The organism is Nocardioides sp. InS609-2 (genome assembly GCF_023208195.1).
Lineage (GTDB): Bacteria > Actinomycetota > Actinomycetes > Propionibacteriales > Nocardioidaceae > Nocardioides.
The window spans coordinates 1,555,847-1,574,294 of record NZ_CP060034.1 but is presented as its reverse complement, the minus strand read 5'-3'; the positions used below and the strand labels follow the sequence as shown (position 1 = coordinate 1,574,294).

Sequence of the window (18,448 nt, the reverse complement as noted above, 5' to 3'; positions counted from 1 at the left end):
CGTACGGGACGGAGATCGTGACGTCAGTCGGGGGTGACCCGGCCGCGCAGGCGCTTCACGTCGGACCGGCGCCTCTTGGCGTCGGCGCGGCGGCGCTTGGAGCCGCGGGTCGGTTTGGTCGGGACCCGGGGGAGCGGTGGCGGAGCGAGCAGAGCGCGAATGCGCTCCGCCATCCGCTCCCTCGCGGCCACCCGGTTGCGATGCTGCGAGCGGTGCTCATGTGCGACGACGGCGAGCGGACCGCTGACCTGCGAGGCGGCGCGGGCTCGTTGCGCCTCGTCGAGCGCCAACGACGTCGCGGGATCCCAGACCAGCTCGACCCGTGAGTCGGTGGTGTTGACCGACTGACCGCCCGGACCCGGTGACCGCGAGAACCGCTCGACCAGCTCGTCGGCGGGGATCACCACGCCACTGGGGATCCCCGGTCCGCTCTCGACCCTCAGCTCCCTCACCTTGCCGGCTTGGCCCACTCGATGGCCGGGCAGGTGTCCATGACCATCGGTACGCCGGCCGCGACGGTGCGCTCGAACGCCGGCTCGTCGATCACGCCGAGCTGGAACCACACCGCCTTCGCCCCGACCGCAACCGCCTGGTCGGCGAACTCGCCGGCCGCGTCCGAGCGGCGGAACACGTCGACCACGTCGATCGGGAACGGCACGTCGGCGAGCGTGGCGAAGCCCTGCTCGCCCAGCACCGTGGGGGCATCGGGGTGAATCGGGACGATGCGCTTGCCGCGCTGCTGCAGCAGCGCCGCGATGGGGTACGCCGTCCGGCTGGTATCGCCGGACAGCCCCACGACTGCCCAGGTCTCCAGGTCGTCGAGCATGAGCCGGACGGACGTGGGGTCCTGCCAGGGGGTCGTCATGTACCGAACGGTAACGCGGACCATGTGGCTAGTGGTACTGGTGAGTCGCATGTGGTTAGGTGGGGCCTGAAATCTTCAACGGAGGGAAATATCTGATGCTTCACACCACGTCCCGGCGGCTCGCTGCCACCGTCGCCGCCACCGCGCTCGGCGCCGGCGCCCTCGTCGCCATGGCCGCTCCCGCGGCCAACGCTGCGACCCTGGACACCAGCTACACGTGCACCTTCCCGATCGTCGGCGCCCAGCCGGTCGTCGTGAAGATCGACGCGCCGCTGCTGCCGCCCACCGCTCCGGCCGGCCTCGACGCCCCGGCGCTGCCCCTGAGCCTGACGGCCACCCTGAACAAGCCGGTTGTCGACCTGCTCCGCAACCTTGGCTACACCACCGTCAGTGCCACCTCGACCGACATGAAGGCCACCGTTGTCGAGACCGGCTCGACGACCTCGTCGGCCGACGTACTCCTCGAGAACGTCGTCACCGTGCCTGCTGCGATCCCCGCCGCCAACACCGGCGACGGCAGCCTGAAGGTCGTCACCCCGGCCGCCGGTGGCACGGCCAAGTCGGCCAGCACCGCCGCGTTCAACATGCCTGACGCCGGCAGTTACGCGATCAACGCTCCGGCGTCGTTCTCGTTGACCGCCATCAAGCAGGACGGCACCCAGGCCGGTGGCATCGCCTGCGCGCTGACTGCCGGCGCCAAGAACACCATCGCCAGCCTCACCCTGGCCAAGAACGAGTCCGCCACCACCGGCAAGACCGCCAAGAAGGTCACCCCGGTCGGCAAGTTGGCCAAGCTCAAGGTCGCGGTCGCCGCTGACAACGAGATCCCCAGCGGCACTGTCAAGGTGCTCAAGGGCAAGAAGGTGCTCGGCAAGGGCACGCTGAACAGCAACGGCAAGGTCAGCGTCAAGCTCAAGAAGACGCTGCCTGTCGGCGTCACGAAGGTGACCGTCTCCTACCTGGGCGACGGCTACACCGAGGTCTCCACCTCGAAGAAGGTCAAGATCAAGGTCGGCTGACCCACTCAGTCACTCGTTCGCCCGGTCGGTGCTTCGGCACCGGCCGGGCGTTCGTGCGTCACGACCCGTCGCGAGCCTCCCGCACGAACGACCGCACCCGTGTCAGTGACGGGGTCGCCGGGGCGCTGGAGAAGCCGAAGCGCACGGCCGGCCTCAGCGGCGCCAGGTCGCCCAGTGGCTGGTCCTCGAACGTGCCGGCCAGTGAGTCGATGTGCTGCACCCGGCGGGCGGCGTACCACTCGACCCTGTCGGTGCCGGCCGACCCGTGGGTGCGTACGCCGGGCATCAGCACCCGCGCGAACGGGTTGCACAGCCGCGCCCACGTCTCCCGATCCCGTACGACGCCCGGCACGAGCCGCAGCGCACGTGACACCGGGTGCGGGCGACCGACGGCGAACGTGACGTCGAGACTGGGAGTGCGGACCTGCCAGACGGGGCCGGCGGTCACCTCCACCGGCTCGATGCGCATCTCGTCGAACACGTAGGTGCCGGCCACGAACGCGGCGACCCGCTCCGTGGGCGCGAGGAGGATGCGATGCCCGGCAGCCGTCTCGATCATCACGTCGGCGAACGGCCCTAACGAGCTGGTGGTCCAGCTGCCCACCACCAGCCGGAGTCCCGAGGTGGTGCCGAGACCGGCGATCGAGCCGTCGAAGACGCGGGTGTTCATCCTTCGACCCTAGGGCGCGGTGGTCCGGTTACCCGGAAGTAGAGTTGGGCCCGTGAGCGAGTACCCCCTCTTTGCCCTGTCCGAGGAGCACCAGGCGATCCGCGAGGCGGTGCGCGCGGTCTGCGACGCCAAGGTCGCGCCGTACGCCGCCGTCGTCGACGAGGAGGCGCGCTACCCGCAGGAGGCTGCGGACGCGTTGCTCGCCGCCGACTTTCACGCGCCGCACGTGCCCGAGCAGTACGGCGGCGCCGGGGCCGACGCGCTCGCGACCGTCCTGGTGATCGAGGAGGTCGCGCGTGCGTGCGTCGCGTCGTCGCTCATCCCCGCGGTCAACAAGCTCGGGTCGCTGCCGGTGATGATCAGCGGCTCGGAGCAGCTCAAGCAGAAGTACCTCACCAAGCTTGCCGCGGGCGAGGGCGGCTTCTCCTACTGCCTCTCCGAGCCCGACGCAGGCTCCGACGCGGTGGGCATGAAGACCCGGGCCGTGCGCGACGGCGACGAGTGGGTGATCGACGGCGTGAAGAGGTGGATCACCAACGCCGGCGTGAGCGAGTTCTACACCGTCATGGCCGTCACCGACGCCGAGAAGCGCGGCCACGGCATCTCCGCGTTCGTCGTCGAGAAGTCCGACGAAGGCGTGTCCTTCGGGGCGCCGGAGAAGAAGCTGGGCATCAAGGGCTCGCCCACCCGCGAGGTCTACTTCGACAAGGTCCGCATCCCCGCCGACCGCATCATCGGCGCCGAGGGCACGGGCTTCGAGACCGCGATGAGGACCCTCGACCACACCCGCGTCACCATCGCCGCCCAGGCCGTCGGTGTCGCTCAGGGTGCCCTCGACTACGCGCTGGAGTACGCCAGGGAGCGCAAGCAGTTCGGCAAGCCGATCGCCGACTTCCAGGGACTGCAGTTCATGCTCGCGGACATGGGCATGAAGGTCGAAGCAGCCCGCCAGATGACGTACGCCGCGGCGGGACGCTCCGAGCGCGGCGACAAGGACCTGACGTTCTTCGGCGCCGCCGCCAAGTGCTTCGCATCCGACGTGGCCATGCAGGTCACCGTCGACGCCGTGCAGGTGCTCGGTGGCTACGGTTACACCCGCGACTACCCCGTCGAGCGGATGATGCGCGACGCCAAGATCACCCAGATCTACGAAGGCACCAACCAGGTGCAACGCATCGTGATCGCGCGCCAGCTGCTGGCCGGGGTGCAGTCCGAGCTGTAGGGCGACCGGGCAGGATCGGTGCATGACGTCCTCCGCCGCCGGGTTTCGCCGCGTGTTCGCGGCCGACGACCCGGACCTCGACCCGTACCCGCTGCTCAACTCGCTGGTCGTGCCTCGGCCGATCGCCTGGATCGCAACGCGCTCGGCCGACGGCGTACTCAATCTCGCACCCCACTCGTTCTTCACCGTGGCGTGCGCTCATCCGCCGATCGTGCAGTTCACCTCGGTCGGGAAGAAGGACACCCTGCGCAACATCCAGCAGACGGGTGAGGCCGTCGTCAACGTGGTCTCGCGCTCGCTGGCCGACGTGGTCAACGCGACCAGCGCCCCCTTCGACGCCACGGTGGACGAGGCCGACTGGCTGGGCATCGAGATGGAGGCGAGCGTCCGGGTGTCCGTGCCGCGGGTGGCCGCGTCGCCCGCATCGCTGGAGTGCACCCTGCACTCGACCGTCGAGCTCGGTGACTCGACGGTGGTCTTCCTCGACGTGGTCGCGTTCACGGTGCAGGAGGACGCCCTCGACGGTGACCATCCAGCCATGGAGCACCTTCAGCCGCTGTCGCGCCTCGGCCGCAACGAGTGGGGCCTGCCGCCCGAGGTGTTCGCCCTCGATCGACCCAGACGGACTGAGGACGTGGCGCCCAGCCGGGAGTCGTGAGCGCAGCCTGCTCAGGCCGCCGCGAACAGCCAGCGCCGCAGGGCCTCGCCGACGACGGCGGCAGTGATCTGCGGGATCGGCACGATGACTCGTGGCGGGGCACCCGCTTCGTCGAGGACCAGGACGTTGCCGTGCAGCCACGCATCCGTCGCCAGGAAGCGCAGCTCACCCGTGACGCAGTGGGCGGTGTCGTCGACGGTGGACAGATCCACCTGGCGCCCGTCCGAGAGGTGTCCGTCGAGATCGACCGAGCGCGAGCTCCACGGGTGGTGAGGATGGAACGACAGGTTGTTCTTGATGCGGATGTCCATCGCTCTTCCTTCCGCTTCCGGGGGTCGTGGCTACACCCGTTTCATCGGCCGACCAGGCGGCGGACTTGAGTGATTCCCCTCGAGGGAAACGCTGCGACTACCGCTCGCCCGCAGCGACCAGGCGGCGTACGGCGTCCACAGTGCCGGCGACATTGGTGCCGATGTGCGGAGAGCCGAAGACCATCGGGCTGCCGAGGTCGCGCACCTGCACGGTTGCGCCGCGTGCCCGGAGTCGGCGCGCGCACGCGCCGGTGTTGGCGGCGACCGCCTGCTCGTCGTATTGGGTGACCAACAGGTCGACCCGCCCGCTGGGCGCCCAGCGGCAGACGGCATCCGCCTGCCGCAGCCCGGCACGCATGGCCGGCGTCGGATGACGCAACAGTCGAAGGCCCGAGGTCGTCTCGGTGCTCTTCACGCATCGTCGGCAACGTGACCGGGTCCGTGACCTGACCGATCGTGAGCGTGAGGTGCCGGCGCTGATGGCGGAAGGGCGCAGCAACGCGGGCATCGCCCGTCAGCTCTTCATCACGCCCGGGGTCGTCGAGAAGCACATCGCGTCGATCCTGAACAAGCTCGCGCTCGAGCTGTCGTCCGACGACAACCGCCGCACGCTGGCGGTGCTCGCGTGGCTGGAGTCCGGCGGGCGATGAGCTTCGGCGGGCTCGTCCGAACGGGTGTTGCCCCGGCCGCGGCCGGGGCGGCAGAGTCGGGCCCAGCGCTCGTGGCGGTGCAGGAGCCACGAGCCCGTCTCTCAAGGATGGCCATGGCCAGGAGCTCCCGCCGCAGCCCGGCTGACTGACGTTGTCGTCGCGGGCCGCGTGTACTCACGCAGGGGCGGGGCCCGCGACGGCACGCGACACCCGTTGACGACGCGAGGAGGACGTCATGCCGCAGAAGGCGTGGAGCAAGAAGCGTGAGCGCCAGTACGAGCACATCAAGGAAGGCCTCCAGGACAAGGGCCGCAGCGAGGACACCGCCGAGGAGATCGCGGCGCGCACCGTGAACAAGGAGCGCGCCCGCGCCGGCGAGGCCGCCGAGAGCAGTGACCTGTCGAAGGACGACATCTCGTCGGGTCGCCGCGGAGGCCTGCGCTCGCACAGCGGGTCGGGTGGCCGCACCCGGGACCAGCTCTACAACGAGGCGAAGGCCAAGAACATCAAGGGCCGCTCGAAGATGACGAAGGCCGAGCTCGAGAAGGCAGTCGGGCGTTAGGACTCCGGATATTCCTCCTGGCGCTCCCCGATGAGCGGTACGACGGCCCAGCAGATCGCGAAGAACGCCAGTGCCAGGCCGAGCGCGGCCAGGCCGGGCGCAGTACCGAGCACGACGTCGAAGACCAAGAACAGCACGCCGGAGCTCGTGAGAGCGAGCAGGACGAGACCGGCGCGGGCGCACTGGTTGGCAGCCTCGACCAGCCAGCGGCGCTGCCGGTGCCGGAACAGGATGCGGTGGAAGGCCACCGGCGCGAGGACCAGGCCGGTGGTGAGCACGCCCCCGGAGACCACGGTCAGGTAGGCGGCGACCTGCAGCCGGTCGAGGTCGCCGAACCGCTCGGTGAAGGGCACCGTGAGCAGGAAGCCGGTCAGGATCTGCACGCCGGTCTGCGTGACGCGCAGCTCTTGCAGAAGCTCGTCCCAGTTGCGGTCGAGGGTCTTGCGGTCGTTGGGGTCATCCGCGTCCATCGCCTCACCGTACGGCCGCAGCGGCCGGTGCGCATGACCCGAAACCGGTGAAGGCGTGCCGGCCTCTACCACCACGAACTGAGGTAGGCGCGCGGCAACGGACGGAGCAATCGCAGGTCTGGCTCGGAGTCGTGAGCCTGGATCTCCGCTGGAACGGGCTGATTGGTCCGCTGGTTGACGAACAGCCGCGCCTCAGCGCTGACCGGCGGTCGAGCAGCCCCATCCGGCGTGGTGGTGCCGCGCGCCATGACGCTTCCCGGCGAACACGAGGAAGAAGATGAGCACCCAGAACGGGAAGCCGGTGACCACGCTCAGCACGATCAGGAGCGCGAGCGCCGGGAAGAACGGCACCGCGCGCAGCCGGGACCATGAGAATCCCGTTCGCGGCTGACGACGCTGCGGGACCGGCGCTGGCTGCTGACGCGGCAGGTCCTCGAAGAGGGGAGCCAGGTCGGCCGCCGTGCGGGCGGTCCAGATGGCGTCGAGACGCTCGTCGTACTCGTCGTTGGTCAGCCGGCCGTGCGCGAAGTGCTCGGCCAGGTCGCCGGCAGCGCGCTCGCGGTCGGCGTCGCCGATGCGCAGTGCGGGGCTCATGACCGGGTCTCCTCGTCGTCGTCGGGATCAACATCGTTCTCCGCCGGAGCGTCGGCGCCGTCGGCGAGGATGCCGTAGAGGTCACGGCGCGTGGCCACGAGCGTCTCGACGGCCGCCCGGCGCTGCTGGTCGGAGCCCTGTGTGACGATCTGCCAGACCGCGCCCATGACCTGGCCGATCTCGGCCTTCAGGTCGGGGCTCCCGCCGCGGCTCGAGTCGGCGGCGGCGGCCGCGCGCTCACGGCGTTCGAACGGCGCCCACACGGCGGCCAGCTCGTCGAGGTGCTCCGCGGCGTACGTCGCGCCGGCCTCGGTGAGGCGCAGCGTCTTGCGACCGCGCTCGTCGTCGGACTCGACGAGTCCTTCGTCCTGCAACTGCTGGATCGTCGGGTAGACGGAGCCGGGGCTCGGTCGCCACGCGTCGTTGCTGCGCTCGGCGATCTGCTGGATCACCTGGTAGCCGTTGACCGACGCGTCATCGGCGGCGGCCTGCCGGAGCACGTCGATGATCGCCATCCGGACGTCGCCGCGACGCACCTTCGGGCCCGCCTGCTGCGGCGGTGCACCGGGAGGCGTCATCCCGAAGAAGCCCTGCAGCCACGGCGGCGGTCCGCCGGGTCCACCGCGTCGTCCACCCCAGCCGGGGTTGTCGGTCCAGCCCTGCCAGTGGTTGCCGCCTCGCCCGTGCTGGGCGCGGCCCTGGACCACCTCGTTGGCGAGGTCCTGCCACATTCGCTGTCGCCCGTGTCCCATCTCGATCTCCTTGTTTTGTACGACGCATCGCGTCACTGTCGCGATATATCGCGAGCGTACGTCGACTGTTCGGGCAACACAAGGGGAATCTGGACGCTCGTTGGACGACTGGCCGTGGCGGGGCGGGCCCGGTGCGGTTACGCTCGGCCCGTCCTTACGACCAGCCCCTGAGGGAGCCAGCGAGTGCGCGAGATCGTCGTCTTCAGCGGCAGCGCACACCGGCCACTGGCCACCTCGATCTGTGACGCGCTCGGGGTCGAGCTCAGCCCGGTCGAGCTGACCCGGTTCAGCAACGACTGCCTCCAGGCCCAGCTGCTCGCCAACTGTCGCCAGCGCGACGTCTACATCGTGCAGCCGCTGTCGCCGCCCACCCAGGAACACCTGATGGAGCTGCTCTTGATGGTGGACGCGGCGCGCGGCGCCTCCGCCCAGCAGATCACCGCGGTCATCCCGTACTTCGCCTACGCGCGCTCGGACAAGAAGGACGCCTCGCGCATCTCCATCGGCGGTCGCCTGGTCGCCGACATGCTGGTCGCGGCAGGTGTCCACCGGGTGCTCACGATGAGCCTGCACGCCCCTCAGGTGCACGGCTTCTTCTCGGTGCCGGTCGACCACCTCACCGCCTTGGGTGTGCTGGCCGACCATTTCCAGGGCCAGGACCTCACCGACGCCGTCGTGGTCTCACCCGACTTCGGCAACGCCAAGACGGCGACCCAGTTCGCCCGCCTCCTCGGTCTCCCGGTCGCGGCCGGCAGCAAGAAGCGGCTGGCCGACGACCAGGTCGTCATCGACGCGATCGTCGGCGACGTCGAGGGCAAGCGCGCGATCGTCCTCGACGATGAGATCGCCACCGGTGGCTCCATCGTGGAGCTGCTCGACCGGCTCGCCGAGCGGGGCTGCACCGAGGCCGCGGTGGCCTGCACCCACGGCCTCTTCGTCGGCAAGGCGCTCGAGCGACTGCGCGAGCACCCGATGATCTCCGAGGTGATCACCACCGACTCGGTGCCGCCGCCGGCCGACTGGCCGGACCTGAAGATCCGCACCGTCGCGGGTCTCTTCGCCTCGGCCATCGACCGCATCCACGACGGCGAGTCCGTGAGCAACCTCTTCGACGGGGTCGACCCGGCGCACGGCCCTCCCCAGCCCCGCCTGTTCGACTGACGCTCAGCGCAGCCGCGCGTCGACCGACGCGGGAGCCAGCACGCCCTCGATCGCCACTGCGGCGCAGCCGACCAGCCCGGCATGCTCGCCGTGCAGGCTCGGGCGCAGGTCGAGGTCGCGCACGCTGCGTGCGGTGCCGTCGGCGTAGATCGCCTCGCGCACGCCCGCGGCGTACGTGTCGAACGCGATCGCCATGTCCCCGCCGATGACGACGGTCTGCGGGTTGAGCAGGTTGATCGCCACGGCGAGCAGCTCGCCGAGGTCCCGGCCGGCCTGACGCAGCAGCCGCCGGGCCAGGGTGTCGCCCTCGACGGCGTGGGCCGCCAGCTCGCGGATGTGGGCGGCCTCGCCGCCGCCGTCGGCGTACGTCGCGAGCAGCGCCCAGCCGCCGGCGATTGCTTCCAGGCATCCGGTGGCCCCGCACCGGCAGGGCAGCTCGTCGGCTCGCGGGTGCTTGCTGTGGCCGATCTCGCCGCTCGCCCCGGCGGAGCCGGTAAGCACCCGGCCGCCCGAGATGATGCCGAGCCCGAGGCCGGTCGACGCCTTCACGACCAGCGCCTCGCGCGGCGGGTCGGGCCGGCCGAACAGCTCCGACCGCGCCAGCGCCTGCGCGTCGTTGACGAGGAAGAGCGGGGCGTCGGTGATCTCCGCGACGTACGGCGCGAGCTCGACGCCGTCCCAGCCGCGCATGACCGGCGAGTCGACGCTGACCATCCGCACCTGGTCGACCAGCCCCGAGATGCTCATCCCGACGGCGAGGACCGGGGGAGCGACGTCGGCGAGCAGCGACGTGAGCCGGGCGACGAGCGTGGGCATCAGCTCGGCGGCGGTGATGCCGACGGCGTGGTCTCGGGAGTCGCTGGCCAGCTCGCGGCCGGTGAGGTCGAGGACCCCGAGCTGGCTGCGTGAGCGGCCCACCGCGACGGCCAGCACCACCCCGGCCTCGTGGTTGAACACGAGCGAGGCCGCCGGTCGGCCGCCCGTGGAGGTGAGCTCGTCGCCGGGCAGCACGAGCCCGGCGACGACCAGCGCCGAGACGCGGGCCAGCACAGCAGTGCGGGAGAGGCCGGTCAGCTGGCCCACTTCGGTGCGGGTGCGGGCCTGGCCGGTGCGCACCAGCTCGAGCACGTCGCCGGCGGAGGTCTGTCGGACGAGGTCCATCTCGGCTCCTCTTCGCTTACTTGGGTATCGCGGGGGCACTGTACTCGGCCCGATAAGTCTGAAAAAGTTTGAACTTACGCTTGCCAAGAGCGTAAGACCTTTCTAGCGTTGTGCACATGAGTGCTCCGCATCCGGCCCCCGCGCACCCCGAGGTCTGCGACTTCACCGTCTTCGGTGGCTCCGGCGACCTGGCCCTGCGCAAGCTGCTGCCCGCGCTCTACCTGCGCGACCGCGAGGGCCATCTGCCAGACGACACCCGGATCATCGGGGTCACCCGCAGCGACCTGGACGACGACGGCTACCGCGCACTGGTCGCCGACGCGCTCACGACGTACGTCGCGCCGGGTCTGCTCGACGACGAGTCGATCAGCCGGCTGCTGGTGCGGGTGCACCACGTGCGGCTCGACGTCCTCGACCACGACGACTGGCACCACCTGCACGGTCTGCTGAAGGACCGCCCCCGCCACGACGATGCGGTCCGGGTGTTCTACCTCGCGGTGGCACCCGGCCTCTTCGGCCCGATCTGCCGACGCCTCGACGAGATCGGCGCCGCCGACGCCAACGCCCGCGTCGTCATGGAGAAGCCGGTCGGTCACGACCTCGCCTCCGCACAGGCGATCAACGACGCCGTCGGGTCGGTGTTCGAGGAGTCGCAGATCTTCCGCATCGACCACTACCTCGGCAAGGAGAGCGTGCAGAACCTGCTCGTCACCCGCTTCGCCAACACCTTCCTCGAGCCGCTCTGGAACTTCCGCTGGGTCGACCACGTGCAGATCACGGTCGCCGAGTCGCTCGGTGTCGGGGAGCGCGGCGGCTACTACGACCACGCCGGCGCGCTGCGCGACATGGTGCAGAACCACCTGCTCCAGCTGCTCTGCCTTGTCGCCATGGAGCCGCCGACGTACGTCGGTCGCGAGACCGTGCGTGACGAGAAGCTCAAGGTGCTCCAGGCGTTGCGCCCGATGGCGGCCGACGACGTCGACCGCGACACGGTGCGCGGTCGCTACGGGGTCGGCCTGGTCGACGGCCAGCCCGTCGCGTCGTACGCCGAGGAGCTGGGGCACGACGACAGCACGACCGAGACCTTCGTGGCACTGCGTGCCGAGGTGCAGAACTGGCGATGGGCCGGGGTGCCGTTCTACCTGCGCACAGGCAAGCGGATGGACCGGCGTACGTCGGAGATCGTGGTGGTCTTCAAGGAGCCGCCGCACGCGATGTTCCCGCACAGCGAGGGCGTCACGCAGCCCAACAGCCTGCACATCCAGGTGCAGCCCGACGAGGGCATGCGCCTCCACCTGACCGCGAAGGAGCCCGGCCCCGGCGGTTACCGACTGCGGCCGGTCTCGCTCGACCTCAGCTATGCCACGGCCTTCGACCAGGCCTCGCCCGACGCCTACGAGCGGCTGCTCATGGACGTGATGAAGGGCAACCCGACGCTGTTCATGCGCCGCGACGAGGTCGAGGCCGCGTGGACCTGGATCGAGCCGATCCTCACCCGGTGGGCAACGTCGCCCGACCGGCCCTTGCGCTATGCCGCCGGCACGTCCGGCCCCACCGCTGCCGCGACCCTCATCGAGCGCGACGGCCGCACCTGGCAGGAGTCAGACCAGTGAAGACACCCATGAACCCGACGGTCCAGGCCGTCACCGACCGCGTCGTCGAACGCAGCGCGGCCTCGCGCTCGTCGTACCTGCGCCGTATCCGCGCCGCCGCAGACAAGGGCCCCGCGCGCGACAGGCTCGCCTGCGCCAACCTCGCGCACGGCTTCGCAGCCGCCGACGAGCCGGGCAAGCAGACGCTGCGCGGGCGCACCAAGCCCAACCTGGCGATCGTCACCAGCTACAACGACATGCTGTCGGCGCACCAGCCGTTCGAGACGTTCCCGCGGCAGCTCAAGAAGGCCGTCATCAAGGCGGGCGGCATCGCCCAGGTCGCCGGGGGAGTCCCCGCCATGTGCGACGGCATCACCCAGGGCCGCGACGGCATGCAGCTCTCGCTCTACAGCCGCGACGTGATCGCGATGTCGACCGCGATCGCCCTGTCGCACGACATGTTCGACGGCGCCCTGATGCTCGGCGTCTGCGACAAGATCGTGCCCGGGCTACTGATCGGGGCGCTGTCGTTCGGGCACCTGCCGACGATCTTCGTGCCGGCCGGTCCGATGACCTCCGGCCTGCCCAACGGTGAGAAGGCGCGCGTGCGCCAGCTGCACGCCGAGGGCAAGGTCGGCCGGGACGAGCTGCTGGCGGCCGAGTCCGCGTCGTACCACTCGGCAGGCACCTGCACGTTCTACGGCACCGCCAACTCCAACCAGCTGCTGATGGAGGTGCTCGGGCTGCACCTGCCGGGCTCCGCGTTCGTCAACCCGGGTACGCCGCTGCGCGAGGCCCTGACCGACGCCGCCGGGCGACGGGTGACCGAGCTGACTCGTCTCGGCGGCGAGCCCACACCGGTCGGCGAGATCGTCGACGAGCGCGCGATCGTCAACGCGTGCGTGGCGCTCCTGGCCAGTGGTGGGTCGACCAACCACACGATGCACCTGGTCGCGATCGCTCGCGCTGCTGGCGTCCACCTCACCTGGCAGGACCTCTCCGACCTCTCGGCCGTGGTGCCGTCTCTGGCGCGGGTCTACCCCAACGGCTCGGCCGACATCAACCACTTCCACGCCGCCGGCGGGGTGGCGTTCCTCGTGCACACGTTGCTGCGCGCGGGTCTGCTGCACGACGAGGTGCTCACGGTGGCAGGCCGCGGGCTGTGGCACTACACGACGGAGCCGCGTCTGTCCGGTGGCGAGGTGACGTGGGAGGAGGGGCCGAAGGCGAGCCTCGACCTCGACGTGCTCCGCCCGGCCGACGTGCCGTTCGCGCCCGACGGTGGCCTCAAGGTGCTCACCGGGGGACTCGGCACCGGCGTCATCAAGACCTCGGCGGTCAGGTCGGAGCATCGTGCGGTCACCGCACCCGCGATCGTCTTCGACGACCAGGGCGACTTCCTCACGGCCTTCGGCGCCGGTGAGCTCGACGCCCGAGACTTCGTGGCGGTCATCCGCTACCAGGGGCCGGCCGCCAACGGGATGCCCGAGCTGCACAAGCTGACGCCGGCTCTCGGCGTACTCCAGGACCGCGGCCAACGGGTTGCGGTCGTCACCGACGGCCGGATGTCCGGCGCTTCCGGCAAAGTGCCTGCGGCCATCCATGTGACTCCCGAGGCGGCGGTCGGGGGACCGCTGTCCCGGGTCCGCGACGGCGACTGGGTCACCCTCGACGCCGATGCCGGCGTGCTCGAGATCGACGCCGACCTGTCGTCGCGCGAGCCGACCGGTCGCGCCCCGCAGGGTGAGGAGTGGTCGGGCACCGGCCGCGAGCTGTTCGCCGCGTTCCGCGCCACGGTCGGACCGGCCGATGCCGGCGCGAGTGTCTTCCCGGCGTACGGCACGGCTTCTCAGGACGGCATGGAGGTGCGCGTTGTCGAGCACGCCTGAGTCACCGCCTGAGTCGCTGCTCGACCTCACCCCGGTGATCCCGGTCGTGGTGGTCGACGACGTCGCCCACGCCGTACCCCTCGCTCGTGCCCTGGTCGCCGGCGGCGTCCCAGTCATCGAGCTCACCCTGCGCACGCCCGCGGCCCTCGATGCGATCCGCGCGATCGCCGGTGAGGTGCCCGAGATCATCGTCGGCGCCGGCACGGTGCTGAGCCCCGGCCATGCGAAGCGGGCGTACGACGCGGGCGCCCGCTTCCTCGTCTCGCCCGGCGCGACGCCGGGGTTGCTGGCCGCGATGGTCGACACGGGTCTGCCGTGCCTGCCCGGCACGGCCACGGTCTCAGAGGTGCTGGCTGCCCGCGAGGCCGGGCTGACCGAGCTGAAGTTCTTCCCGGCCGAGGCCTCGGGTGGCGCGGCGTACCTCTCTGCGCTCGCCTCGGTGGTGCCCGACGCGCGGTTCTGCCCGACCGGTGGGATCACGCCGGCCACGGCAGCGAGCTACCTGGCGCTGCCCAACGTCGGATGCGTGGGTGGCTCGTGGTTGACGCCCAAGGACGCCGTGGCGGCGGGTGACTGGGAGCTGATCACCGAGCTCGCGAGGGACGCCGCGGCGCTCGTCAGCCGAACGTGACCTTGACCGAGAAGGAGCCGGTGTCGTTGTCGCTGCTCGAGCCGACGGATTTGCCGCGCAGCGTGACCTTGCCGCCCCGGTAACGGAATCCGGTCTTGGCCTGGCCCTTGTCGGTCCTCTTCTTGGCGATCTTCTGCCAGCCCTTCTTCGTCTTCTGCTGGAGCTGGAGGACCGAGGAGTCATCACGGACGAAGCCCGTCGGGGTCTCGACCATCGTCACGAGACGAACCTCGACCTGCTGGCCGGGTCTGGGGGTGTTGTCGGAGACCTCGATGAGAGTCTGGGTCGCGGGCCGGCGGACCGTGAAGGTGTCGGACGTGGTCATGAAGATGGGGCCGGCATCCGCGTTCAGCCTGCCGAAGATCGGGTACGCCCCCAGAGGCGTGCCCGTGTCACAGAACTGGAAGTAGGCGGTGCCCGCAGCGGCATTGTCGCGGCTGTCCACCTGACCATCGGTGATGCCCCACCAGCCGCCCTCGTGGTGATAGGTCGTCATGGTCCAGCGCGTACTGCCTGCCGGGTCGACGGAGTAGGTGTACGGATAGTCGTTGCAGCCGTCCCACAGCACGAAGTCCTCCATGGTGACGACGGCGGTCGGCGTCGCCGCGTGCGCCGATGTCGAGGTGGCCAGTGGGCTGAGGACGGCGAGGAGAACGGTCGACGTGCCGGCGGCGAGGCGGTGTTTCATGGGCTTTCCTTCCGAGAGGGCAGCAAGCCTTCCACAATGGGGTCGTCCCCTCCCGGCTCCTGACGCCGCCTGTGGATAACCGGATATCAGCCACATAGCCATGCGCGCATGGCGACGTACTGGACCCTCGGCTGTGACGCGAACGACCCCCATCGGCTTGCCGCCTTCTGGGCGCTGGCCCTGGGCTATATCGGCGAGCCCGGTACGACGACCCGCACGGCGCATCGCTCGTCGACCAGGAGGGCAACGAGTTCTGCGTCGCGTGACGGTCAGGGGCGGAACGCCTCGACGCTGAGCCGCACCCGTCTGAGGCCCTCGAAGTTGGCGAAGGCGGCGGCCGTGTAGGTGCCCGTGGCCCCGGGAGCGAGGGTGCTCGGGTCGGTGTAGTTGTAGCTCGTTGTGTCGATGCTGATGAGTCGGTCGTCGGCGTCGTACAGGCTCACGGAGACGGCGACGTGCTCGATCGGGAAGCTGTTGTCGTTGCGCACGCTCACCGGCACCTCGAGGGAGCCGTAGGGATCGACCGCGATCTCACCGGTCGTGACGTCGACCTTGCTCGTCACCGCCCGCAGCCTGGTCTTCTTGCTCACGAAGCGCAGCGTGTAGTGGTGCCAGCCGGCGGGGGCGTGCTCGGAGATGTAGAACGAGATCTTCTGCCCCGGCGCGACGGCGAGCTGGTCGGCGTACACCAGACCGTTGTCGATCACCCTTCCGCGCTTGTCGTAGAAGCAGACCTGGCCCCGCACCTGCGTCCGCCAGGTGCGGGTCTTGTTCTTGATGTCGGCGTAGACGCCCATGCTCCCGGACGGCTGATGCCGATAGACGCGCTTGTCGAGGGTCGTGAACGACCCGTCTGCCGGGTTGCAGTCGTACCTCTGGCTCGCCGCCGCGAGCTCCGCGGGCGCGGCCACCAGCAGTGAGGCGACCAGACAGAACAACAGACCCTGGATCGCTCGGCGCATCTCAATATCCCCTCGTGTGAACCGAGCCTAGGAGTCTGGCACAGCCGGCAGGGCTCGAGTCGAGGTCAGCGAGGTGGGAGGCCGGACGGCGTGCACAACTGCTTGGCGATGCCGTCGGTGTCGTCCTCGATGATGTGCTTGAACATCTCCTGCGACCGGTCTTCGTCCCAGTTGACGGCCAGGTCGCTGATCGGGACGCCGCACGTCAGGCCGTTCTTGCCATCGACACGCGTCATCGCGAAGCCGAACCTGCCGAGCGAGAACGCGCTGGTGCCGTCGCTGACGTCGAAGGATCGCGACGCAGCCATCGCGAGTCGGTAGTAGCGCACCGGGTTGATGACGGTCCACGGCGACACCGCCTCGCTGCCGATCGCCGAGACGACCTCGCGCTGGTGCTGGGCGCGCTTGACGTCGCCGAGCTTCTGGGAGGTGTGCCGCGAGCGGGCGTAGCCCAGTGCGGTCTTGCCGTCGGCCTCCTGGCAGCCCTTCTTGATATCCAGGTTGGCCAGCGGGTCCCTCATGGCGTTGTTGGGACAGATCTCGACGCCGCCGAGGGCGTCGACCATGCCGACGAAGCCCCCGAACCCGATTTCGACGTAGTCGTCGACGCGGATGCCGGTGTTCTGCTCGATGGTGCTGATCAGCAGCTTGGGTCCGCCGAACGCGTACGCCGCGTTGATCTTGGTGGTGCCGTGACCGGGGATGTCGACGATCGAGTCGCGCGGGATCGACATCAGCAGGTTGGGGCCGGACCCGGTGTGCAGCAGCATGATCGTGTCGGTGCGCTGGCCGACGTCGCCGCCGGTGCCGAGCTCCTTGCGCTCCGCCGCGGTGAGGTCGGCGCGGGAGTCGCTGCCGACCAGGAGGTACGTCGTGCCCGGCTGGTCCGCGGGACGGTCACCGCCCGGCATCGCGTCGACCTTCGTCACCTTGCTCCACGCCCAGAAGGGCACCGCGATCAGGAAGATCAGCCACAGGATGAGCACATACTTGACCCAGCGCAGCCGGAACCGGGGCAGTCGCCGGCCGGACGACGGTGGCCGCCCACCAGCGCCACGGCTCGTGCCGGGGTCGCGCGGAGGTGGCGGCGGGGAGACGGGGGAGGTCTGGGTGGCGCCGCCCTGCTCGCGGTCACCGCGAGCGCGGTCGCCTCGCGACATCGTCGGCATTACCCGGGTCTCGTCGGTGCGCGGACGAGTCGAGCGGGGTACGGCACGCGTGACATCGTCCGGGGGCGGGCTGTCGTTGCCCTTGCCGTAGAGCCAGTTGTATTCGGGTGTGCCCTCCTCCGGGCCACCCTTCCCCGGGGGACGTTCTGCCATGGCCGAGACGCTACCGTGCGCGCATGAGTGAACCGCGGAGCGCCCTGCCGCCGTCGTACTCCCGTGTCTCGCTGGGCGTCATCACGAGCAGCACCGAGGCCAACCTGCTGGGCAACGTGCACGGCGGCGAGATCATGAAGCTGGCCGACTCGACGGCCGGAGCCGTGGCGCAGCGACACAGTGGTGGGCCCGCCGTGACCGCGGCGCTCGACGAGATGGCGCTGCTCCAGCCGGTGCACGTCGGCGACATCGTGCGTACGTTCGCCCAGGTCAACTGGGCCGGGCGTTCGTCGATGGAGATCGGCGTGCGCGTCGAGGCGCAGCCGTGGGGGAGCGCGACCGACGAGCCGCTGCACGTCGCGTCGGCGTACTTCGTCTTCGTCGCGATCGACGCCGACGGCCGTTCGCGCCCGGTGCCGGAGCTGCTGCCGCAGACGCCGTCGGAGGTACGTCGCCAGCGCGAGGCCGAGATCCGCCGCGCCCACCGGTTGGCTCGCAAGCAGGAGATCGAGCGCGGCCGAGAAGCTTGACTGACTGACTGACGCGCCCGAGACGTATCAAGAAGCACCGTCGGCCCTCTGTATCGTCATGACGACATATCGAAGCCACACCGCCATCCTTGGCAAAGCCGCGTGGAAAGAGTTCGATGGACCCGACCCCCACAGTCTCCGCGCTGGTGGTCGCCGCGCGCGACGGGGACTCCGCCTCGTGGGATGCGCTGGTCGACCGGTTCCTGCCGCTGGTGCACGGGGTCATCTCCCGCTACCGCTTGTCTCCGGCCGATGCCGCTGACGTCAACCAGACGGTCTGGCTGCGATTGGTCGAGCATCTCGCGGATCTTCGCGAGCCCGCAGCCCTGGCCGGGTGGCTCATGACGACCGCGCGACGTGAGTCGCTGCGCCTGCTGGAAGTTCGCAACCGCTCGCTGCCGGTCGATCCGCAGGCCGCGACGCTGGACGTCGTCGACGACGAGGACGTCGCCGAGGCGCTGCTTCGCGACGAGCGCGCCCAGGTGCTGCACGCGGCGCTGTCCGAGCTTCCCGTGGAGCGCCGCGAGCTGCTCACCCTGCTGTCCACCGACCCGCCCACGTCGTACGACGAGATCAGCCGCCGGCTCGGCATCCCGGTCGGCAGCATCGGGCCCACCCGGGCCCGCGCACTGTCCCAGCTGCGCGGCACTCGTGCCTTGCGGTCCTGGACGGACTCCATGGGCTCCGGAGGAACGGGAGGGCACCGCAATGTCACACGATGCTGACGACAGTGGCGATG

At 70.1% G+C, this 18,448-nt stretch carries 23 protein-coding genes; 11 read left to right on the top strand and 12 right to left on the bottom strand.

Features of this window, described 5'->3' with window-relative positions:
* Positions 1–23: 23 nt before the first annotated feature.
* On the bottom strand, positions 24–452 hold the full coding sequence (gene arfB / locus H4Q84_RS08320; RefSeq protein WP_248582921.1) for an alternative ribosome rescue aminoacyl-tRNA hydrolase ArfB: 429 nt from the start codon (positions 450–452) through the stop codon (positions 24–26).
* Entirely contained in the window at positions 449–865 is a 417-nt protein-coding gene (locus H4Q84_RS08315) for a CoA-binding protein (protein ID WP_248582920.1), read from the bottom strand. Before H4Q84_RS08315 ends, arfB begins: the two co-directional genes overlap by 4 nt.
* 95 nt (positions 866–960) lie before the next feature.
* On the opposite strand from H4Q84_RS08315, the gene H4Q84_RS08310 reads away from it, so the two are divergent.
* Positions 961–1,884 (top strand): DUF6801 domain-containing protein, encoded by a 924-nt coding sequence (locus H4Q84_RS08310; RefSeq protein ID WP_248582919.1) that lies wholly within the window; start codon positions 961–963, stop codon positions 1,882–1,884.
* Between the two features lie 58 nt (positions 1,885–1,942).
* Here the strand turns inward: H4Q84_RS08310 and H4Q84_RS08305 are convergent, their stop codons facing one another.
* Positions 1,943–2,554, bottom strand: coding sequence for a hypothetical protein (locus tag H4Q84_RS08305; protein ID WP_248582918.1), 612 nt, complete (start codon positions 2,552–2,554; stop codon positions 1,943–1,945).
* 52 nt (positions 2,555–2,606) lie between these two features.
* Between H4Q84_RS08305 and H4Q84_RS08300 the strand changes: the two genes are divergently transcribed.
* Together H4Q84_RS08300 and H4Q84_RS08295 are read left to right on the top strand one after the other, a co-directional pair.
* Positions 2,607–3,776, top strand: a complete 1,170-nt coding sequence (locus H4Q84_RS08300) for an acyl-CoA dehydrogenase family protein (protein ID WP_248582917.1) — start codon at positions 2,607–2,609, stop codon at positions 3,774–3,776.
* Between the two features lie 22 nt (positions 3,777–3,798).
* Positions 3,799–4,434, top strand: a complete 636-nt coding sequence (locus H4Q84_RS08295) for a flavin reductase family protein (RefSeq protein ID WP_248582916.1) — start codon at positions 3,799–3,801, stop codon at positions 4,432–4,434.
* 11 nt (positions 4,435–4,445) lie between these two features.
* On the opposite strand, the gene H4Q84_RS08290 is transcribed toward H4Q84_RS08295, so the two are convergent.
* Complete coding sequence (locus H4Q84_RS08290; protein ID WP_248582915.1) at positions 4,446–4,745, bottom strand: hypothetical protein; 300 nt, start codon at positions 4,743–4,745, stop codon at positions 4,446–4,448.
* Positions 4,746–4,842: 97 nt separating this feature from the next.
* Positions 4,843–5,160: a hypothetical protein gene (locus H4Q84_RS08285; RefSeq protein ID WP_248582914.1), complete on the bottom strand. Its 318-nt coding sequence runs from the start codon at positions 5,158–5,160 to the stop codon at positions 4,843–4,845.
* Here H4Q84_RS08285 and H4Q84_RS08280 point away from each other — a divergent pair.
* Positions 5,150–5,395 (top strand): helix-turn-helix transcriptional regulator, encoded by a 246-nt coding sequence (locus H4Q84_RS08280; protein WP_248582913.1) that lies wholly within the window; start codon positions 5,150–5,152, stop codon positions 5,393–5,395. The two genes, H4Q84_RS08285 and H4Q84_RS08280, sit on opposite strands and share 11 nt — an antisense overlap.
* A gap of 235 nt (positions 5,396–5,630) precedes the next feature.
* Positions 5,631–5,957, top strand: coding sequence for a plasmid stabilization protein (locus tag H4Q84_RS08275; protein WP_248582912.1), 327 nt, complete (start codon positions 5,631–5,633; stop codon positions 5,955–5,957).
* On the opposite strand, the gene H4Q84_RS08270 is transcribed toward H4Q84_RS08275, so the two are convergent.
* From H4Q84_RS08270 to H4Q84_RS08260, 3 genes are all read right to left on the bottom strand, one after another.
* The gene (locus tag H4Q84_RS08270) at positions 5,954–6,427 is read right to left on the bottom strand and encodes a DUF6328 family protein (protein WP_248582911.1); all 474 of its coding nucleotides are present in this window, start codon (positions 6,425–6,427) and stop codon (positions 5,954–5,956) included. The genes H4Q84_RS08275 and H4Q84_RS08270 overlap by 4 nt on opposite strands.
* Before the next feature lie 192 nt (positions 6,428–6,619).
* Positions 6,620–7,021 carry a DUF1707 domain-containing protein gene (locus H4Q84_RS08265; protein WP_248582910.1) on the bottom strand — a complete coding sequence of 134 codons (402 nt, stop codon included), beginning with the start codon at positions 7,019–7,021 and terminating at the stop codon, positions 6,620–6,622.
* The gene (locus H4Q84_RS08260; RefSeq protein ID WP_248582909.1) at positions 7,018–7,773 is read right to left on the bottom strand and encodes a PadR family transcriptional regulator; all 756 of its coding nucleotides are present in this window, start codon (positions 7,771–7,773) and stop codon (positions 7,018–7,020) included. The genes H4Q84_RS08265 and H4Q84_RS08260 overlap by 4 nt, the downstream gene beginning before the upstream one ends.
* Before the next feature lie 183 nt (positions 7,774–7,956).
* Between H4Q84_RS08260 and H4Q84_RS08255 the strand changes: the two genes are divergently transcribed.
* Complete coding sequence (locus H4Q84_RS08255) at positions 7,957–8,934, top strand: ribose-phosphate pyrophosphokinase (protein WP_248582908.1); 978 nt, start codon at positions 7,957–7,959, stop codon at positions 8,932–8,934.
* A 3-nt stretch (positions 8,935–8,937) separates the two neighbouring features.
* Here the strand turns inward: H4Q84_RS08255 and H4Q84_RS08250 are convergent, their stop codons facing one another.
* A complete protein-coding gene (locus tag H4Q84_RS08250; protein ID WP_248582907.1) occupies positions 8,938–10,095 on the bottom strand; it encodes an ROK family protein in 1,158 nt (385 codons plus the stop codon).
* 116 nt (positions 10,096–10,211) lie between these two features.
* On the opposite strand from H4Q84_RS08250, the gene zwf reads away from it, so the two are divergent.
* From zwf to eda, 3 genes are read left to right on the top strand one after another with little or no spacing between them, the layout of a single operon-like run.
* Positions 10,212–11,708 carry a glucose-6-phosphate dehydrogenase gene (zwf, locus tag H4Q84_RS08245; RefSeq protein WP_248582906.1) on the top strand — a complete coding sequence of 499 codons (1,497 nt, stop codon included), beginning with the start codon at positions 10,212–10,214 and terminating at the stop codon, positions 11,706–11,708.
* A gap of 8 nt (positions 11,709–11,716) precedes the next feature.
* Complete coding sequence (gene edd / locus H4Q84_RS08240) at positions 11,717–13,576, top strand: phosphogluconate dehydratase (RefSeq protein WP_349238423.1); 1,860 nt, start codon at positions 11,717–11,719, stop codon at positions 13,574–13,576.
* The gene (gene eda / locus H4Q84_RS08235) at positions 13,560–14,207 is read left to right on the top strand and encodes a bifunctional 4-hydroxy-2-oxoglutarate aldolase/2-dehydro-3-deoxy-phosphogluconate aldolase (protein ID WP_248582904.1); all 648 of its coding nucleotides are present in this window, start codon (positions 13,560–13,562) and stop codon (positions 14,205–14,207) included. Before edd ends, eda begins: the two co-directional genes overlap by 17 nt.
* On the opposite strand, the gene H4Q84_RS08230 is transcribed toward eda, so the two are convergent.
* The 3 genes from H4Q84_RS08230 to H4Q84_RS08220 all read right to left on the bottom strand — a co-directional run bounded on the left by H4Q84_RS08230 (position 14,194) and on the right by H4Q84_RS08220 (position 17,179).
* Positions 14,194–14,895, bottom strand: a complete 702-nt coding sequence (locus H4Q84_RS08230) for a hypothetical protein (RefSeq protein WP_248582903.1) — start codon at positions 14,893–14,895, stop codon at positions 14,194–14,196. The two genes, eda and H4Q84_RS08230, sit on opposite strands and share 14 nt — an antisense overlap.
* Positions 14,896–15,164: 269 nt before the next feature.
* Positions 15,165–15,857, bottom strand: a complete 693-nt coding sequence (locus tag H4Q84_RS08225) for an FxLYD domain-containing protein (protein ID WP_248582902.1) — start codon at positions 15,855–15,857, stop codon at positions 15,165–15,167.
* Positions 15,858–15,922: 65 nt separating this feature from the next.
* Positions 15,923–17,179: an LCP family protein gene (locus H4Q84_RS08220; RefSeq protein WP_248582901.1), complete on the bottom strand. Its 1,257-nt coding sequence runs from the start codon at positions 17,177–17,179 to the stop codon at positions 15,923–15,925.
* 23 nt (positions 17,180–17,202) lie between these two features.
* Here H4Q84_RS08220 and H4Q84_RS08215 point away from each other — a divergent pair, with 23 nt between their 5' ends.
* Together H4Q84_RS08215 and H4Q84_RS08210 are read left to right on the top strand one after the other, a co-directional pair.
* Positions 17,203–17,709, top strand: a complete 507-nt coding sequence (locus H4Q84_RS08215) for an acyl-CoA thioesterase (RefSeq protein ID WP_248582900.1) — start codon at positions 17,203–17,205, stop codon at positions 17,707–17,709.
* 116 nt (positions 17,710–17,825) lie between these two features.
* Complete coding sequence (locus H4Q84_RS08210; protein WP_248582899.1) at positions 17,826–18,434, top strand: sigma-70 family RNA polymerase sigma factor; 609 nt, start codon at positions 17,826–17,828, stop codon at positions 18,432–18,434.
* The last annotated feature ends 14 nt before the right edge of the window (positions 18,435–18,448 follow it).

Excerpts from the sequence above, each read along its gene's own strand:
- zwf (WP_248582906.1), top strand. The coding sequence starts at position 10,212 with ATGAGTGCTCCGCATCCGGCCCCCGCGCACCCCGAGGTCTGCGACTTC.
- H4Q84_RS08290 (WP_248582915.1), bottom strand. The coding sequence starts at position 4,745 with ATGGACATCCGCATCAAGAACAACCTGTCGTTCCATCCTCACCACCCG.
- H4Q84_RS08315 (WP_248582920.1), bottom strand. The coding sequence starts at position 865 with ATGACGACCCCCTGGCAGGACCCCACGTCCGTCCGGCTCATGCTCGAC.
- H4Q84_RS08220 (WP_248582901.1), bottom strand. The coding sequence starts at position 17,179 with ATGGCAGAACGTCCCCCGGGGAAGGGTGGCCCGGAGGAGGGCACACCC.
- H4Q84_RS08225 (WP_248582902.1), bottom strand. The coding sequence starts at position 15,857 with ATGCGCCGAGCGATCCAGGGTCTGTTGTTCTGTCTGGTCGCCTCACTG.
- H4Q84_RS08305 (WP_248582918.1), bottom strand. The coding sequence starts at position 2,554 with ATGAACACCCGCGTCTTCGACGGCTCGATCGCCGGTCTCGGCACCACC.
- H4Q84_RS08250 (WP_248582907.1), bottom strand. The coding sequence starts at position 10,095 with ATGGACCTCGTCCGACAGACCTCCGCCGGCGACGTGCTCGAGCTGGTG.
- H4Q84_RS08230 (WP_248582903.1), bottom strand. The coding sequence starts at position 14,895 with ATGAAACACCGCCTCGCCGCCGGCACGTCGACCGTTCTCCTCGCCGTC.
- H4Q84_RS08295 (WP_248582916.1), top strand. The coding sequence starts at position 3,799 with ATGACGTCCTCCGCCGCCGGGTTTCGCCGCGTGTTCGCGGCCGACGAC.
- H4Q84_RS08210 (WP_248582899.1), top strand. The coding sequence starts at position 17,826 with ATGGACCCGACCCCCACAGTCTCCGCGCTGGTGGTCGCCGCGCGCGAC.
- H4Q84_RS08270 (WP_248582911.1), bottom strand. The coding sequence starts at position 6,427 with ATGGACGCGGATGACCCCAACGACCGCAAGACCCTCGACCGCAACTGG.
- H4Q84_RS08310 (WP_248582919.1), top strand. The coding sequence starts at position 961 with ATGCTTCACACCACGTCCCGGCGGCTCGCTGCCACCGTCGCCGCCACC.
- H4Q84_RS08275 (WP_248582912.1), top strand. The coding sequence starts at position 5,631 with ATGCCGCAGAAGGCGTGGAGCAAGAAGCGTGAGCGCCAGTACGAGCAC.
- H4Q84_RS08260 (WP_248582909.1), bottom strand. The coding sequence starts at position 7,773 with ATGGGACACGGGCGACAGCGAATGTGGCAGGACCTCGCCAACGAGGTG.
- edd (WP_349238423.1), top strand. The coding sequence starts at position 11,717 with ATGAACCCGACGGTCCAGGCCGTCACCGACCGCGTCGTCGAACGCAGC.
- H4Q84_RS08215 (WP_248582900.1), top strand. The coding sequence starts at position 17,203 with ATGAGTGAACCGCGGAGCGCCCTGCCGCCGTCGTACTCCCGTGTCTCG.
- H4Q84_RS08265 (WP_248582910.1), bottom strand. The coding sequence starts at position 7,021 with ATGAGCCCCGCACTGCGCATCGGCGACGCCGACCGCGAGCGCGCTGCC.